Raw genomic sequence first — 15,636 nt, 5'->3', positions numbered from 1 at the left:
CGGAACACCCCCACGCCGGTGGGGAGGACATCTGGTCGGATTTCCGCGCGAAATTGGTTTTCGGAACACCCCCACGCCGGTGGGGAGGACCAGCTCAACGCCGGGTTGGCCCTGGGCGTCCTCGGAACACCCCCACGCCGGTGGGGAGGACCCCCGGCGAGCCCGAAGCCGAAGCCGACCCCGCGGAACACCCCCACGCCGGTGGGGAGGACCCCCGGCGAGCCCGAAGCCGAAGCCGACCCCGCGGAACACCCCCACGCCGGTGGGGAGGACTGGATGCGGTCGGCGTGTGCCTGAGCGGTCTGCGGAACACCCCCACGCCGGTGGGGAGGACCTTATAGCACACCCATCTGTCCATAAGCCCTGCGGAACACCCCCACGCCGGTGGGGAGGACCGCGGCGTCTTCGGCGGCCTGCTCGCCCTGACCGGAACACCCCCACGCCGGTGGGGAGGACCCATGCACGCGCTCAGCGATGAGGAAGGACGACGGAACACCCCCACGCCGGTGGGGAGGACGCAACAACGGCGCCCGCCTTGCCCCACATGATCGGAACACCCCCACGCCGGTGGGGAGGACGGGCTGCTGGGCGGGGTCAGACACGGGGGTTCCGGAACACCCCCACGCCGGTGGGGAGGACGCGACCGCGTCATGTGCGTGGTCGGGGCTTGACGGAACACCCCCACGCCGGTGGGGAGGACGCCGGCACCGCGTTCGTCGAGCGGCTGGTGGACGGAACACCCCCACGCCGGTGGGGAGGACGTCGCCCTCGTCGGGCTCCTTGGCGTTCTCAACGGAACACCCCCACGCCGGTGGGGAGGACAGACGACGCGGAACGAGACGGGCCTGGCCTGGCGGAACACCCCCACGCCGGTGGGGAGGACCAGCTCCGGAAGTGCTCGCGGGCGAGCGCCGACGGAACACCCCCACGCCGGTGGGGAGGACCTCCTGGTCTGCGCCTCCGCCTTCTACGTCAGCGGAACACCCCCACGCCGGTGGGGAGGACGACGCCGAGGGCTACGAGTTCTCGCGCCGCGACGGAACACCCCCACGCCGGTGGGGAGGACTCGGACGCGGTAGATGCTGGGGTCGGCGGCCTCGGAACACCCCCACGCCGGTGGGGAGGACGGTGACGCCGTCCTCCTCGTACCCGTGCGGTGCGGAACACCCCCACGCCGGTGGGGAGGACGGCTACGGGGTCGTCTACCTGGCCCCCGACTCCGGAACACCCCCACGCCGGTGGGGAGGACACTTCCTGACCAGCGCGTTAGGAATGACTTTGCCGTCCCTTTACTGGCATTGTGGTCCGGAGATGTCGACGCGTACGTCTCATGTCGTCACTTTACCCAGCGTCGGCAGCCACGCCCGGTGTCAGTGGTCTGTGTTTGGATCTGCGCCACAGGCAGGCCTATGGAGAGGGGTGGCCGTGTCGGGAGTGATCAGCGAGGGGCCGGACGAGTCGGTTTGGGGAAAGTCGCGGGGACTGGATCCGGGGCTGCCTCCGTATCCGCTGGTCAGACACCTCCTTGATACGGCTGCCATGGCGCTGCATCTGTGGGACGTGTATCTGTCGGACAATCAGCGGTGGAGCATTGCCAAAGGGATGGGGTTCGCAGGCGAGCCGGGCGAGGCGCGCGCGGTGGTCGGCTTGTGCGCGGGGCTGCACGACATCGGCAAGCTTTCAGGGTTTCAGTTCTGCTCTCGGCACGGGGCCGAAAATCTTCGGGCGCCACTGAGTGAGGACCGCGCGCGGATGGGCGGTGAGCGGCTGGGACACGACGTGGCTGGTATGCAGGCGGCTGCGGACGTGCTGGCGGTGCTGGGGTTTGACGCCGATGGGGAGACTGCTGCTGCGGAGCGGGTTGCGGAGATCATCGGTGGTCACCATGGCCGCTTCTACCGTAACGAGGGCGGGAGCGGATCGGCGTTCCTGGGAGGGCCGGCGTGGGCGCGGCAGCGTGCTGCGCATGCGTCGGCGGTGTTTGACCTGTTGGGATCTCCTGTGGCGCCGGAGTCGTTCAAGGCAGCGTCGGCTGTTTTGGTGACGGGGGTCGTTGTCCTTGCGGACTGGCTGGTCAGCCAGGAGAGCTACCTTCGGCGTCGGCAGAAGGCACTGGATCCGTCGCTGGAAGCGCATTTCACCCAGTCGCAGGTGGACGTGGCGGGTCTGCTGGCTGATGCGGGTCTGGTGCCTGTGCAGCTGCAGCGTCCGGGTTTCGCTGAGGCGTACGGGATCAAGGGGGAACCAAATCCGCTGCAGCGGTCGGTGATGGAGGAGTTGCGGACGGCGGTGAGGGGTGGGAACCGGGGTGGGATTCTCCTGGTGACGGCTGCCCCGGGAGATGGGAAGAGCGAGACCGCTCTGGAAGCTGAGCGGGTACTGTCAGCCGTGTTCGGCACGCGGGGGTTTGCGTTTCTTCTGCCGACGATGGCGACAAGTGATCAAATGTACGGGCGGGTCGCCGGGGCGCTGGTGCGGCAGTCCGGTCGTGATGCGGGGCTGACTCTCGTTCACAGCATGGCCTGGCTGAACAGCGCGTACTCGGAAGAGTCTTTGGGCGCGGGGCAGGGTGTGGTGACCTGCGACGGGGACGAAGGGCAGGCGGAGCGGCAGCGCGCGGAGGCGGATATGCGGCCGCGGCAGTGGCTGCGAGGGCCCAAGCGCCCACTGCTGGCGCAGTTCGCGGTGGGCACGGTGGACCAGGCGCTGATGTCGGTGTTGCCGGTGCGGCACAACATGCTGCGGTTGCTGGCGTTGACGGGCAAGACGTTCATTGTGGATGAGGCGCACGCCTATGACCCGTACATGCAGGTGTTGTTGGGGCGGTTGCTGAACTGGCTGGGCGCGTTCGGGGTGCCGGTCGTGCTGCTGTCGGCGACGTTGCCGGCGTCGGTCAGTGACCGGCTGATCAAGGAGTATCTGCAGGGTGCGGGGCATGATCGGTCCGGGCTGGGGAAGCGGTCGTTCCCGGCGCCGTATCCGGGCTGGCTGTATGTGGACGGTGCCAGCGGCCGGGGTACGGAGATGTCGGCGGTGAGGCGGCAGGAGCAGGCCAGCGAGCGGAGCATGCGCTTGGACGTGCGTGTGGAGCCGGTCGTCCACGGCCGGGGCGGGGCGCGTGATCGTCTTGCGGTCGTCGAGCGGCTGGTGGAGCCGGTGGCTGTGGGGGAGGGCGGCAGTGCGCTGGTCGTGTGCAACACGGTCGGTGACGCGCAGGAGACGTACCTGCGGCTGCGTGAACGGTTCGACGACCGTTCGCACGAGCAGGGCGGGATCGTGCAGCTGCTGCATGCCCGTTTCCCCGGTGATGTGCGGGAGGTCCGAACGCGGGGGGTAGCAGAGGGACTGGGGCGTTCAGGGCCGCGGCCGGTGCGCCGGATCGTGGTGGCGACGCAGGTCGTCGAGCAGTCACTCGACCTGGACGCTGACCTGGTGATCAGCGATCTGGCTCCGCTGGCGCTGCTGTTGCAGCGGGCCGGCCGGTGCTGGCGGCACGAGAACTGGTGGACACGTCACGGCTATCCGGACGGTCGTGGCCGCCCGGGGTGGGCGGACGCGCCACGTTTGGTCGTCCTCGACCCACTCGCAGACCGTGGGACAGTGCCGAAGCAATGGGGTGAGGTCTACTCCGAGTTCCTGCTCTCCGTGACGTCGGAGAAGCTGGCCAAGCTCACCGACGGTGCGATCGCCATTCCGGACGACGTTCAGGACCTGGTCGAGTCGGTGCAAAGTGCTGTCGAGGGCTCATTCGACTGGGACAACCCAGGTGGCCGACAGCAGGCGGCGTGGAACGCCCACCAGGGGAAGGAACTTGCGGAGCGCGGCCAGGCCGGCCTGATTGCGGTGCCCCGGGCCAGGAGCGTGAGGGGACTGCACAACCTGCACAGCCTGCCGGGAGAGGAGGACGAGTGGGAGGTCGCTACTCGGCTGGGGGCGAATTCGGTACGGCTGCTATGTGCTTACATCCAAGAGGACGGGCGCAGGACTCTCGATCTGGAGGGTGACGAACCGATCCCCGACCCGTCAGCGGGGGAGCGGGTTACGGCCACTGCCGTGCGGGCGGTGATGCGACGCACGATCCCGGTCAACGGGAGCTGGCTTCCAGCTGAGGAAAGAGAGCTGTTCAGCCCGCCGGAGTCGTGGGCGGAGCATCCGATGCTGAGCGATGTTCGCGTCGTGTGTCAGCCGGTACAAGGGGGAGCGGCTGGCCCAGTGGCGATGGGCGGCAGGATGTTGTACCTGGACGCAGACCTGGGCCTCGTACGGCGTTGACGCAGGCGGGCTCTGCCGGCACCCCCACGTCGGCGGGGAAGGATCTTCCGGGCAGAGTGGGCCGTGCCCGTTCACTGAAACACCCCCACGAAGGTGGGGATCAGCGATCTTTCGTCAACGCCGCAGTGAACGGAACAGAGTTGGCTGGACTCTCCCGCTCACACAAGCCCTTTCACTTCTTTCCTCATATACACCACCGACTCACCCTGCCCTTTCACCTTCATCAAATCCCTGCGGCCGGCTTCTTGCCCTGCTGTGCTGGTCCCGCTCCGGCATTGGGCGGGGCCGTTGTCAGTGGGCGGTGCTTCAATGTCGGCCACGACGCCAGGAGCGGGTCGGCCAAGGGCTGTGGGCTGCGCTGGCTGGTGTGTTGAGCCGTGTGTCGGTAAGGGGGACTGCTGGTGAGTGGAGGGTTCGACCTGCGGGACGAGCCGTGGATTCCGGTGCGGTTGCTGACGGGCGAGTCGGTGCGGCTGGGTTTACGGGGGCTGTTCAAACAAGCGCATGAGATCGCGGATCTGGAGCTGGTGGTGCCGCCGGCGGCGGCAGGTCTGCTGCGTGTCCTGGCCGCGATCACCGCGAGGATCGCTCAGGCCGGGAGAGCCCGTCTCGACAACCGCGGCATCGCGGAGGACATCGATGACTGGCACGCGCTGCGGCGGCGGGTGCTGCAGCAGCACCGGTTCGATCCGGACGCGGTGGACGCCTACCTGGACAAGGAAGTCCCAGAAGGCCGTTTCGACCTGTTCGATGTCCAGCGGCCGTTTCTGCAGGATCCGAGGCTGGCCGTGGAGTGCACGGATTCGAAGGGTGCACCGAATCCGTCCGGGGTGAACAAGCTGGTCATGGGGCGGCCGACGGGCGTCAACGGGGCAGTGCTGTTCGGGCATTTCACCGATACGGCGCCGGTCGCGGTGCCGGCCGCGGAGGCGGTGTGGCATCTGCTGGCGCAGTTGTACTTCGGGCCGTCGGGCCAGTGCACACCGCGGCGGATCACCTCACAGCGGGCGGGCAGCGGGGACGCGGCACCGCTGCGGAAATCTCTGTCGTACTTCGCCTGGGCGCCGGATCTGTTCACGAGCCTGGTGCTGGCAGTTCCCGGCCCGCAGGCCGAAGCGGACTGGGAGGCCGAGGACGCCTGCCCGTGGGAGGAGGAGTTGAACGCTCCGCTGGATCCGCTTCCTGCCATGACATGGCCGGGCCGTCTGCTGACCGGACGGTTCCGGCACGCGGTCCTGCTGGTGCCCTCTGCCGACCGGCGGTCGGTGACCGACGCCTACATCACGTGGTCGACGCATGAGGCCGCGCCTGCGGTCCGTGATCCGTTTCAGATTCTCGACCGGCGCAAGGACGGGGCGTTCCAGCCGAGGGAGGCGGACGGGTCGCGGGCGCTGTGGCGGGACATCGATTCGCTGTTGCTGAAGGACAGCAAGCAGGACGTACAGCGTCCGCCCTGTCTGGAGGACTTGCCGAAGCGGTTGCTGCCCGTGCTGCGGGTACGGGCATACGGGTTCGAGCAGGACGGTCAGCAGAAAGACAGTGTCTGGTTCCAGGCGACGACTCCTCCTGTTCTGCAGTGGCAGGAGCAGAGCGATCCGCAGATGGCGCATCACGTGAACCGCTGTCACCGCATTGCCGAGGATGCCGGATCCCGGCTTGATTTTGCTGCGAAAGTCGCCTGGCGAATCGCGACGGACGTGAACGCGGACTTGTCTGCCAAGGCCAAGATCCGGATCGATCAGCGCAAGCCCGGACCGTGGGCCGCGGTGGCCTTGGCGCGCTACTGGCCGTCCGCCGAGCGGGAGTTCTGGCGGCTTGCCACCCCCGGACAGGCTGCTTCGGCAGTCGAACGGCCGTTTGTCGAGGCGGCTCTGGCGGCGCTGGACGAGGCGATCGGCCCGGTCAACCGCACCGACATCCGGGTGGCGAGGGCCCGCAGCCGCGCCCGGGCGATTCTTGCCAGTCTTCTGCCCAGCTCTCAGACCGCCTGATCCGGGCCGGCCAGTGCCCGCTGTCTCGTGATCGGTTCTGTCTCTTCGTTTTCACCCTTCGCCCTATCCAGGGATGTGCCATGACTCTTCCTGCTTCGGCGCCCGTGGCGTCGAAGAAACCCGCCCGCCCCTCCGACCGGTTCGTGGCGTATGTGAACGAGCTGTGCGAGTCGAACGGGGCTCGGGCCGCGCTGCGCAGAGGGCTCGGTCTGCCGGTTGAGCGGTGCAACTATCTGCACCGTTATCTCGTGCCGCGACTGCCCGAACGGTTGCACCCCGACGCCAAGCGAGCCCACTACGCGGTGGCCGCGCTCATCGCCGCCCGCCCCCGTGCAGCCCGTAATGCCACACCGGTGAGCGCCGAGAATGAGAATGCGGCCGCCGACTGGTACGCACGCCCCAACCTCGGTGCGGCACTCGGCCAGGCCGTCAACAAGAAGGTCCTCAAGCCGACGACCGCGGAGAGCGCTCTGCATCTGATGTGCCGGCAGAGCACCGGGACCATCCACCCAGCTCTGCCCGCCCTGACCCGGCAGCTCCTGAACGGCGGTATCGCCATCGACTGGGCCGTTCTCCTGGAGGACCTGGCCTGGTGGAACCGAGACCGTGACCGGATCGCCACCCGCTGGCTCGAGGCCTACTTCCGTATCACGAGCGTCGAGCAGGCACCCGTTGACGACACCAGCCCCCAATCGACTGACGTGACCGAGGAGAACGACTCATGAGCCTCTACCTGGACCTCAGCGCCCTGCAGTCGGTGCCGGCCGCGAACCTCAACCGGGACGATCTCGGTTCTCCCAAGCAGGTGCGCTACGGCAACGCGTCGCGTATCCGTGTCTCCAGCCAGTCCTGGAAGCGGGTCATCCGGCACGGCGTGGAGCAGGACCTCGGGGAGAAGGCCGCCCGTACCCGCATGGTGCCCGTCAGGCTCAAGCAGGCCCTCGAGCGGGCCGGATGGCCGGCCGAGCTGGCGGCGTTCGCCGGGGCGCAGGTCGCCGCCAGCGCCGGGAAGAAGGGCATCGGTACGGAGAAGGCGGGACACACCTCCGTCCTGCTGTTCCTGCCCGAAGCGGCCATCGACGAACTGGCCGCCGTGTGCGCCGAGCACCGTGAGGCACTGGAGGGCGGCCAGAACAAGAAGAGTCCCGGGCAGTTGCTGCCACCCGCCCGGATCGAGGAGATCCTCAAGAGGCGCACGGCCTCCATCAGCCTGCTGGGGCGCATGCTGGCCGAACTGCCCGACGCCAACGTCGACGGCGCCGCCCAGGTGGCACACGTCTTCACCACGCACGCGGCCGAGCCGCAGCGCGACTACTTCACGGCTGTGGACGACTGGCTGGGCGAAGCCGAGACCGGAAGCGGCCACCTGGACACGGCCGAGTTCAGCGCGGGTGTCTTCTACCGCTACGCCACCGTCAACGTCACCGACCTGGTCAAGAACCTGGAAGGCGACATGAAGGCGGCCCGCACGGTGCTGAGTTCCTTCGCCGAGCACTTCCTGCTGTCGCTGCCCCAGGCCAAGCGGAACAGCACCGCCCCGCACACCCTGCCCGACCTGGCCTACGCCGCCGTGCGTGAGCACCGCCCGCTGTCCCTGGCCGCCGCCTTCGAGACCCCGGTCGCCGCCGACGCCCAGGGCGGCTTCTCCAAGAACTCCCGTACCGCGCTCGCCATGTATGCGCAGGGCATCAACCGGCTCACCGGAGGCCGCAGCAGGCGTTTCCACGGCCACGCCACCATCGCCCCCGAGGAGCTCCTGGACGGGCTGGGCACCGAAATCGACTCCTACGACCAGCTGATCGAAGCCGCAGTGGACGCTGCCCTGCCGCAGTCCGGTGACCAGCAGTGAGCGGACTTCTCCTGCGTCTGGCCGGCCCCCTCCAGTCGTGGGGCGAACGCTCGGCGTTCACACCCGTGCGCGACACTGCACCGTTCCCGACGCGCTCTGCGCTCGTCGGCCTGTTCGCAGCAGCCGAAGGCATCGGCAGAAGCGACAGCGGAAGGGACGGCGGAATCGACCGGTACGACGGGCTGCGTATCACCGTGCGTGTCGACCGGCCGGGCGTTCGGCTCATCGACTATCACACCGTCGGCGGTGGCCAGCCCAAGGCCCGCACCGCCGCGACCAGCGGCGGCAGCAACAAGGGCGCCGCCGTGATCACTCGCCGCCACTATCTCTCCGATGCGGTCTTCGTCGTCGCCGTCAGTGGAGAAGACGACACCATCTCCCGCCTCGCCGACGCACTGCACCGGCCGCACTGGGCGCCCTACCTGGGCCGACGATCCTGCGTGCCGGACGAACCGTTCGTCCTGCGCAGCCACATCGACGACCCCGAGAACGAACTTCTCACCGCTGTCCCCCTCAGCCGCCCTGCCCCGGCACACCGGGACGGCGGCACGGATGACACCGTGCCCGTGGAGTTCCTTCATGAGCGCCTGCCTGCCGATGCGGCCTCGCTGTCCGCCGACACCTTCGACGTCAGCGACCTACCGGTCAGCTTCGCCCCGCACGGACGAAGCTACGGCGTGCGCCGTCTGTACCGGAGCGTCGAATGGCTGCCCGCAACCCTGACCGGACCCCAATCCCAGCTGCTGCGGCGATTGATCGACTACGCCCAGACCGAGGAATGCGCATGAACGACCACCCGGTGATCGCACGGATCCACCTCAACCCGCACAGCCGCGACGTCCAACGCGACCTGCGTGATGCCACCCAGATGCACCGCACTGTGATGCGTACCGTGCCCGACGGGCTGGGAGACTCACCGCGCCGACAGGCCGGACTGCTGTACCGGCTGGAGGAGAGCGACACCTCCACCACGCTCCTCGTCCAGGCCGCCCGCCTCGACCCGGCGCGGCTGCCTGTCGGCTATGGCGCCGCCGAAGTCAAAAGCCTCGCCCCCATGTTCTCCGCACTGCGTAAAGGGCTCGCCGTGCGCTACCGCATCGTCGTCAACCCCGCCAAACGAGAACGCCTCCCGCTGGAGACGAAGAACAAACACGGCAAGATCATTGCCCTCTCGGGTGCGGACGCGGACCAGTGGTGGCTGCGCCGTGCCGCCGACGCCGGCCTCCAACTCCACGTCCTGACCCCCACCAACCTCGAGCCCGCGCGCCCTCGCGGCACGCAGACGCCCTCCATCCGGCACAGCCTGCTGCGCTACGACGGCACCGCCACCGTCACCGATCCCACCGCCCTCACCGAAGCTGTCCTGACCGGCATCGGCCGAGCGAAACCCTACGGCGCGGGTCTACTCTCCCTCGCCCCGGCCACCGCGGCATGAGCGCACCAGGCAGGGGCGGCGACGCGCGCAGACGTCTCGCCGCCCCCACCCTCGCCATGCTGCCCCGTGTCGCCGACTCCCTGTCGTTCCTCTACCTCGACATGGTCCGCGTCGTACAGGACGACACCGGCGTCTGCGCACAGATCCAGGTCGGGGAAAACCGCACCGACCTCGTCTACATCCCCACCGCCGCGCTGTCCTGCCTGCTCCTCGGTCCGGGCGTATCCATCACCACACCGGCCCTGACTACCCTTGCCCGCCACGGCACCAGCGTGGTGTGCGTGGGAGCAGGAGGCGTACGAGCCTACGCCGGGATCCTGCCCGACTCCCTCACCACTCACTGGCTCGAGCAGCAAGTCGCGGTCTGGAGCGACCCCGACCGGCGCCTCGACGTCGCCGTCCGCATGTACGGGATGCGATTCCAGGACGCCGAGGTGCCCGACACCGTCACCCTCGAAAAGCTGCGCGGCATGGAAGGCCAGCGCATGAAAGCCCTGTACAAAATTCTGGCGCAACAGCACGGGATCGGTCGCTTCCGTCGCAATTATCACCCTGACCAGTGGCACGCCCAGGACCCGGTCAACCTCGCCCTGTCCGCCGCGAACACCTGCCTGTACGGCATCGTCCACGCAGCCCTGCTCGCCCTTGGCCTGTCACCCGCCCTCGGCTTCGTCCACGCCGGCACCCAGCACGCGTTCGTCTACGACATTGCCGACCTGTACAAGGCCCGTACCACGCTTCCCTTGGCCTTCGCCCTCCACCAGTCCACCAACCCCGAACAAGAAGCCCGACGCCGCTTCCGCGAGGACCTACGACTGCTGCGCCTCCTGCCCCGTATCGTCCAGGACGTTCAACTGCTCCTGACCCCAGGCAGCGCAGAGGCTTCCGGGACCGCAGCTGACCCAGGAGATCTTCCCGAACGCCGTGACGTCGAAATGGTCCACCTGTGGGACCCCAAAGCAGGCGTCCTGCCGGCCGGAGTCAACTACGCAACAGGCGGCCCCTGATGCCATCCATGGTCGTCATCGCCACAACAGCCGTCCCCAACCACCTGCGCGGCGCCCTGAGCAGGTGGACCAGCGAAGTCGTCCCCGGAATCTTCGTGGGTGCCGTCTCAGCCCGCGTGCGCGACCAACTCTGGCAAGCCATCACCGAAACCGTCAGCGATGGAGCGGCCGTCCTGGTTCACCCAGCCCCCACGGAACAGGGCTACGCCATCCGCACCGCAGGCACCCGACGCCGTGTCCCCATCGACTTCGACGGACTTACCCTCATCCGCATGACAGCCCCTCATGAGGCAAAGTCTGGGCAAAGCCCCTCCTGAACCCCAGGTCGCGAAGGGTCTTCCCCACCGGCGTGGGGGTGTTCCGGCCGGTCACGATTGCTCCTTGCTGGGGGTGAAGTCTTCCCCACCGGCGTGGGGGTGTTCCATCGATCAGCCGCTCCACGAACGCGGTGCCGGCGTCTTCCCCACCGGCGTGGGGGTGTTCCGCCGTCTTCCTCGGAGGGCAGGCGGCGGGCGGAGTCTTCCCCACCGGCGTGGGGGTGTTCCGAAACCGTCGGGGTATGTGGTGTGGCCGGTGCAGTCTTCCCCACCGGCGTGGGGGTGTTCCGAAGAGAGAGAAGGAATTCGGTCGGTCTTACAAGTCTTCCCCACCGGCGTGGGGGTGTTCCGGCGCCCAAGGGGTTCAGCCTCAAGGCCTACGAGTCTTCCCCACCGGCGTGGGGGTGTTCCGCCGGACGGCGTGTTCGTCCTGCACTGGCTGGAGTCTTCCCCACCGACGTGGGGGTGTTCCGTCGCCGACCAGGCAGACGGCGGCGAGCAGGTTGTCTTCCCCACCGGCGTGGGGGTGTTCCGTCGGCGACGTGGGCCGGTTTCGGAATGCAGGAGTCTTCCCCACCGGCGTGGGGGTGTTCCGCTGTCCCCGGCCACCGACACCGACCCGAAGGAGTCTTCCCCACCGGCGTGGGGGTGTTCCGTCCGCGACGTGGGCCGGATTCGGCGGCCAGGAGTCTTCCCCACCGGCGTGGGGGTGTTCCGCCGGATCTGGTGAGGATCTGGACGAAGGGCCGGTCTTCCCCACCGGCGTGGGGGTGTTCCGGCCAACGGCGGCATCGTCGGCGCCGCCTCCGGGTCTTCCCCACCGGCGTGGGGGTGTTCCGACACAGAGCCGACATACACCACCCTCGACGCCGTCTTCCCCACCGGCGTGGGGGTGTTCCGGACCTGGTCGGCAAGTCCCTCAACTCCTCCTAGTCTTCCCCACCGGCGTGGGGGTGTTCCGCCGATGAGGACGGCCCACAGGTAGGCGTCGATGTCTTCCCCACCGGCGTGGGGGTGTTCCGGCGATTCGGTCCTTGCCGGACCGCTTGCTGTTGTCTTCCCCACCGGCGTGGGGGTGTTCCGTGGGCGTGGATCGCGCATCCCCTCCGGTCTCGGTCTTCCCCACCGGCGTGGGGGTGTTCCGACGAAGCTGTTGCGGGTCGTCGAGCCGGCGGAGTCTTCCCCACCGGCGTGGGGGTGTTCCGTCGCCGGCGCTGAGCCTCTTGAGCTTCATGGTGTCTTCCCCACCGGCGTGGGGGTGTTCCGACACCCCCCGGGCCCTTCAACTGCCCGGCCACGTCTTCCCCACCGGCGTGGGGGTGTTCCGGTGGCCACCCCGATGTTGTTCCACTGCGGGGTGTCTTCCCCACCGGCGTGGGGGTGTTCCGCCAGAGTCCAGATGTACACCCAGCCTGCGTAGGTCTTCCCCACCGGCGTGGGGGTGTTCCGATCGGTCATGCCGACTCCTGGTGCAGTCAGGAGTCTTCCCCACCGGCGTGGGGGTGTTCCGTAGGCGTCCCGGAGTTGCAGCGCCCACCGGTCGTCTTCCCCACCGGCGTGGGGGTGTTCCGTCGGCCGGCTGGGTCACCCAGCAGATGTACCTGTCTTCCCCACCGGCGTGGGGGTGTTCCGCCGAGGAACAGAGCCAGCAGCGCACTGGCGAGGTCTTCCCCACCGGCGTGGGGGTGTTCCGAAGCAGATGTCTGCGGCCGGGTTCTCTAAGGAGTCTTCCCCACCGGCGTGGGGGTGTTCCGGAGCAGTACCAGCAGTGGTCCAAGAGCCTTGCGTCTTCCCCACCGGCGTGGGGGTGTTCCGTACGAGCACCTGGCCCCGCGCATCGGCCTGACGTCTTCCCCACCAGCGTGGGGGTGTTCCGATCGAGTGGTCGAACGAGAAAGAGTTCTCCGAGTCTTCCCCACCGGCGTGGGGGTGTTCCGGCGCCGGCGGAGAGCCGCCCCGGTGGCCCGGCGTCTTCCCCACCGGCGTGGGGGTGTTCCGGACAACCTGCCGCACATCCCGCACCAGAAGTAGTCTTCCCCACCGGCGTGGGGGTGTTCCGCCCAAGACCGCACCCAAGCGGCGTCGGACCTGGTCTTCCCCACCGGTGTGGGGGTGTTCCGACCCTGACCGCGCCGCGCGACGGCACCCAGCTGTCTTCCCCACCGGCGTGGGGGTGTTCCGCTGCACACGGGCGCGCCTGGCGCGGCGGGCACGTCTTCCCCACCGGCGTGGGGGTGTTCCGGACCGGGCGTGGCCTGAGGTGTTGGACGAGGCGTCTTCCCCACCGGCGTGGGGGTGTTCCGGTGGGCACGTCGTACGGGCGGCCGTAGATGAGGTCTTCCCCACCGGCGTGGGGGTGTTCCGCAGCAGCAGGTGGTGGCGGCGCGTCCGTTCGTGTCTTCCCCACCGGCGTGGGGGTGTTCCGGAGACGATGCTGTCCTGGAGCAGCTCGTTCGGGTCTTCCCCACCGGCGTGGGGGTGTTCCGCAGGCCTGGCGGTACGCGGGCAACGAGACCCCGTCTTCCCCACCGGCGTGGGGGTGTTCCGCACGACATCCCCGGTCCGCGCCGCGATGACGAATCTTCCCCACCGGCGTGGGGGTGTTCCGTCGGCATCGAGCAGACCGCCGAACGGCTCGGCGTCTTCCCCACCGGCGTGGGGGTGTTCCGATGGGCGTGAGCGCGGTCAAGGCTGGCGCGAAGTCTTCCCCACCGGCGTGGGGGTGTTCCGTCGAACCGGCTACGGGCCCGGGTCCGGCCGAGGTCTTCCCCACCGGCGTGGGGGTGTTCCGGCGAGGGCGTCGCGCGGGTTGGTGAGCTTGCTGTCTTCCCCACCGGCGTGGGGGTGTTCCGACGGGAACGCTGACGACTCAGCAGATCCCGCTGTCTTCCTCACCGGCGTGGGGGTGTTCCGACCGGTCGCCGTATCAGCGGAGACCCGCGCAAGTCTTCCCCATCGGCGTGGGGGTGTTCCGAGGGAGTTCGTCCTGGTCCACATCCTCACCCGGTCTTCCCCACCGGCGTGGGGGTGTTCCGGCGTCGAGCGCGGCGAAGTCCTCGCTGCTCCCGTCCTCCCCACCGGCGTGGGGGTGTTCCGCACACCCTGACCACCGGCACCGCGCGCGAGCAGTCCTCCCTACCGGCGTGGGGGTGTTCTGAGCTGGCCGGGCCCTGTGCGACCCGGATCCGGGTCCTCTCCACCGGCGTGAGGGTGTTCCGGCCGTCATCATCACCCTGCCAACCGGGCCACCGTCCTCCCCACCTGCGTGGGGGTGTTCCGAAGGGCGTCAGATCCGACCTGATCGCGCAGATGTCCTCCCCACCGGCGTGGGGGTGTAGGCACGTGCGTTTTGCAAGCGGGGTATTGGATCAGCGACGTGGGGCCGACGGGTTCTGAGGCGGTGCTGGGGTGGTTGCGGGAGCCGTGTCGGTGTGCGGCGGCTGGTGCGGTCTTCTGCCGGCGGGGTGTTGGCGGGTGCCTGTTGCGTTGGCGAGGGTGTCGGTCAGGTCGGCCAGGAGCGCGCTGGGGGTGTAGGGGGACGCGGTGAAGGACCAGGTGGGGTGGTCCTGGCTGGGGCCGGCCCAGATGGTCCAGGTGGCGAGGTTCTGGTTCGGGTGCTGGGCGGCGAAGGCGTCGAACTGCATGCCCGCGTCGGCGGCCGGGGAGGTCCAGCGGATCCAGCGTCCGTCCACTGTGTGGTGCCATCCGGCTTCGGTGAGCGGCTGTGTGGCGGTGGCGACGGTCTTCCCCTCGATGGGGGAGCCGAGGGCGGTGTCCCAGCTGTTGCCGTCGCCGAGGTGGGCCAGCAGTTGCTCCAGGACGGGTGCGGGGGTGGTGCCGGTTGCGGTGAGGACCCACATCCGCTCGGAGACGGGAGACTCGTATGCCGCCACGGTCCAGACGGTTTCGTTGACGAGGGGCCCGTGGATACGCTGCGATGCGCAGGGTCTGGTCCTCGTGATCGCGTGGGTGGTCTCGTTGGACCAGGTCCGCCATTTCTCCCAGTCGGCGTGGGCGTCGAGGAACGCGTCCAGCAGGGCGTCGTGGTCGCCGGGGTCGGCCGCGTAGGCGGGGACCGTCTCAGGTTCCGGGCGCGGTGACGTGGGTTCGGCCGCAGGTGTGTCGAGCGAGGCTCGCGCCATGGCGGCGGCGCGCTCGACATCGGTCATCGGTGCCGGTCCGGGACGCATGGTGGTGCCGTGGACTTTCTCGAAGGCGACCAGGGCCTGGACGGGGGAGTCGAAGGTGTTGTCGACCTGGCGCAGGTGGTTCTCGCCACGGAGACAGACGCTCTTGCCGCCGCTGAGGTAGGTGCCGACCGCGACGGTGGTATGGCCGTCCTGCGCGTGGGCGTGGATCAGGAGGCGGCCGTGGCGGATGTCGTCATGGATCTTCTGAGCCGCGTTGCAGAGGTCACGGATCTCACTGCGGGTGAGCCAGGACATCGGGTGATCAGCCCAGAACTGTTCTTTGTCGATGGCCTCGCGCAGCCCAGGGGTGACCTCTGTGGTGATGCGCATGGCCTTGAGGGCATCGACGGCCTTCTGCGCCCAGTAGGGCTCCGCGCTGTCGATGCGGGCCAGAACCAGCGTGTTCCCGGTTACCGGGGTCCAGCCGTCGGACTCCAGAGCCACGTGCGCGACGAGGGCCTGGGGGCCGGTCACCCGGGCGGTCACGGCACTGGAGTGGGCGGGGTGGAGGCCAAAGCGGACGTGCGCGTCGATGAAGGGGTTCGTCACGAAGGGGGGGTCTCTTCTTCCGTTTG

Annotated in this window: 9 protein-coding genes and 2 CRISPR repeat arrays; of the genes, 8 read left to right on the top strand and 1 reads right to left on the bottom strand. The window is 68.8% G+C overall.

Annotated elements, in window-relative coordinates; translation table 11 throughout:
• Positions 1-1,249: direct repeats of the CRISPR family, unit length 29 nt; unit sequence CGGAACACCCCCACGCCGGTGGGGAGGAC.
• Between the two features lie 170 nt (positions 1,250-1,419).
• The 8 genes from cas3 (at position 1,420) to cas2e (ending at position 10,871) form a co-directional block, all read left to right on the top strand.
• Positions 1,420-4,272 (top strand): CRISPR-associated helicase Cas3', encoded by a 2,853-nt coding sequence (gene cas3 / locus CW362_RS14740; protein WP_338069057.1) that lies wholly within the window; start codon positions 1,420-1,422, stop codon positions 4,270-4,272.
• A gap of 401 nt (positions 4,273-4,673) precedes the next feature.
• Positions 4,674-6,263 carry a type I-E CRISPR-associated protein Cse1/CasA gene (casA, locus tag CW362_RS14735; RefSeq protein WP_240657793.1) on the top strand — a complete coding sequence of 530 codons (1,590 nt, stop codon included), beginning with the start codon at positions 4,674-4,676 and terminating at the stop codon, positions 6,261-6,263.
• A gap of 80 nt (positions 6,264-6,343) precedes the next feature.
• Positions 6,344-6,988, top strand: coding sequence for a type I-E CRISPR-associated protein Cse2/CasB (casB, locus tag CW362_RS14730; protein WP_240657792.1), 645 nt, complete (start codon positions 6,344-6,346; stop codon positions 6,986-6,988).
• On the top strand, positions 6,985-8,112 hold the full coding sequence (cas7e, locus tag CW362_RS14725) for a type I-E CRISPR-associated protein Cas7/Cse4/CasC (RefSeq protein WP_103549888.1): 1,128 nt from the start codon (positions 6,985-6,987) through the stop codon (positions 8,110-8,112). Before casB ends, cas7e begins: the two co-directional genes overlap by 4 nt.
• Complete coding sequence (gene cas5e, locus CW362_RS14720; protein ID WP_103549887.1) at positions 8,109-8,900, top strand: type I-E CRISPR-associated protein Cas5/CasD; 792 nt, start codon at positions 8,109-8,111, stop codon at positions 8,898-8,900. The genes cas7e and cas5e overlap by 4 nt, the downstream gene beginning before the upstream one ends.
• Positions 8,897-9,547, top strand: coding sequence for a type I-E CRISPR-associated protein Cas6/Cse3/CasE (gene cas6e, locus CW362_RS14715; protein ID WP_103549886.1), 651 nt, complete (start codon positions 8,897-8,899; stop codon positions 9,545-9,547). The genes cas5e and cas6e overlap by 4 nt, the downstream gene beginning before the upstream one ends.
• A gap of 56 nt (positions 9,548-9,603) precedes the next feature.
• Complete coding sequence (gene cas1e / locus CW362_RS14710) at positions 9,604-10,554, top strand: type I-E CRISPR-associated endonuclease Cas1e (protein WP_103549885.1); 951 nt, start codon at positions 9,604-9,606, stop codon at positions 10,552-10,554.
• Positions 10,554-10,871, top strand: a complete 318-nt coding sequence (cas2e, locus tag CW362_RS14705; protein ID WP_103549884.1) for a type I-E CRISPR-associated endoribonuclease Cas2e — start codon at positions 10,554-10,556, stop codon at positions 10,869-10,871. Before cas1e ends, cas2e begins: the two co-directional genes overlap by 1 nt.
• A 17-nt stretch (positions 10,872-10,888) precedes the next feature.
• Positions 10,889-14,211: a CRISPR direct-repeat array (repeat unit 29 nt; unit sequence GTCTTCCCCACCGGCGTGGGGGTGTTCCG).
• Between the two features lie 28 nt (positions 14,212-14,239).
• Here the strand turns inward: cas2e and CW362_RS14700 are convergent.
• Positions 14,240-15,610, bottom strand: a complete 1,371-nt coding sequence (locus tag CW362_RS14700) for an SPDY domain-containing protein (RefSeq protein WP_103549883.1) — start codon at positions 15,608-15,610, stop codon at positions 14,240-14,242.
• Positions 15,611-15,636 lie beyond the last annotated feature (26 nt).

Origin of the sequence: Streptomyces populi, from assembly GCF_002911015.1 — a bacterium.
Lineage (GTDB): Bacteria > Actinomycetota > Actinomycetes > Streptomycetales > Streptomycetaceae > Streptomyces > Streptomyces populi.
This window is presented reverse-complemented; position numbering and strand designations above follow the sequence as displayed.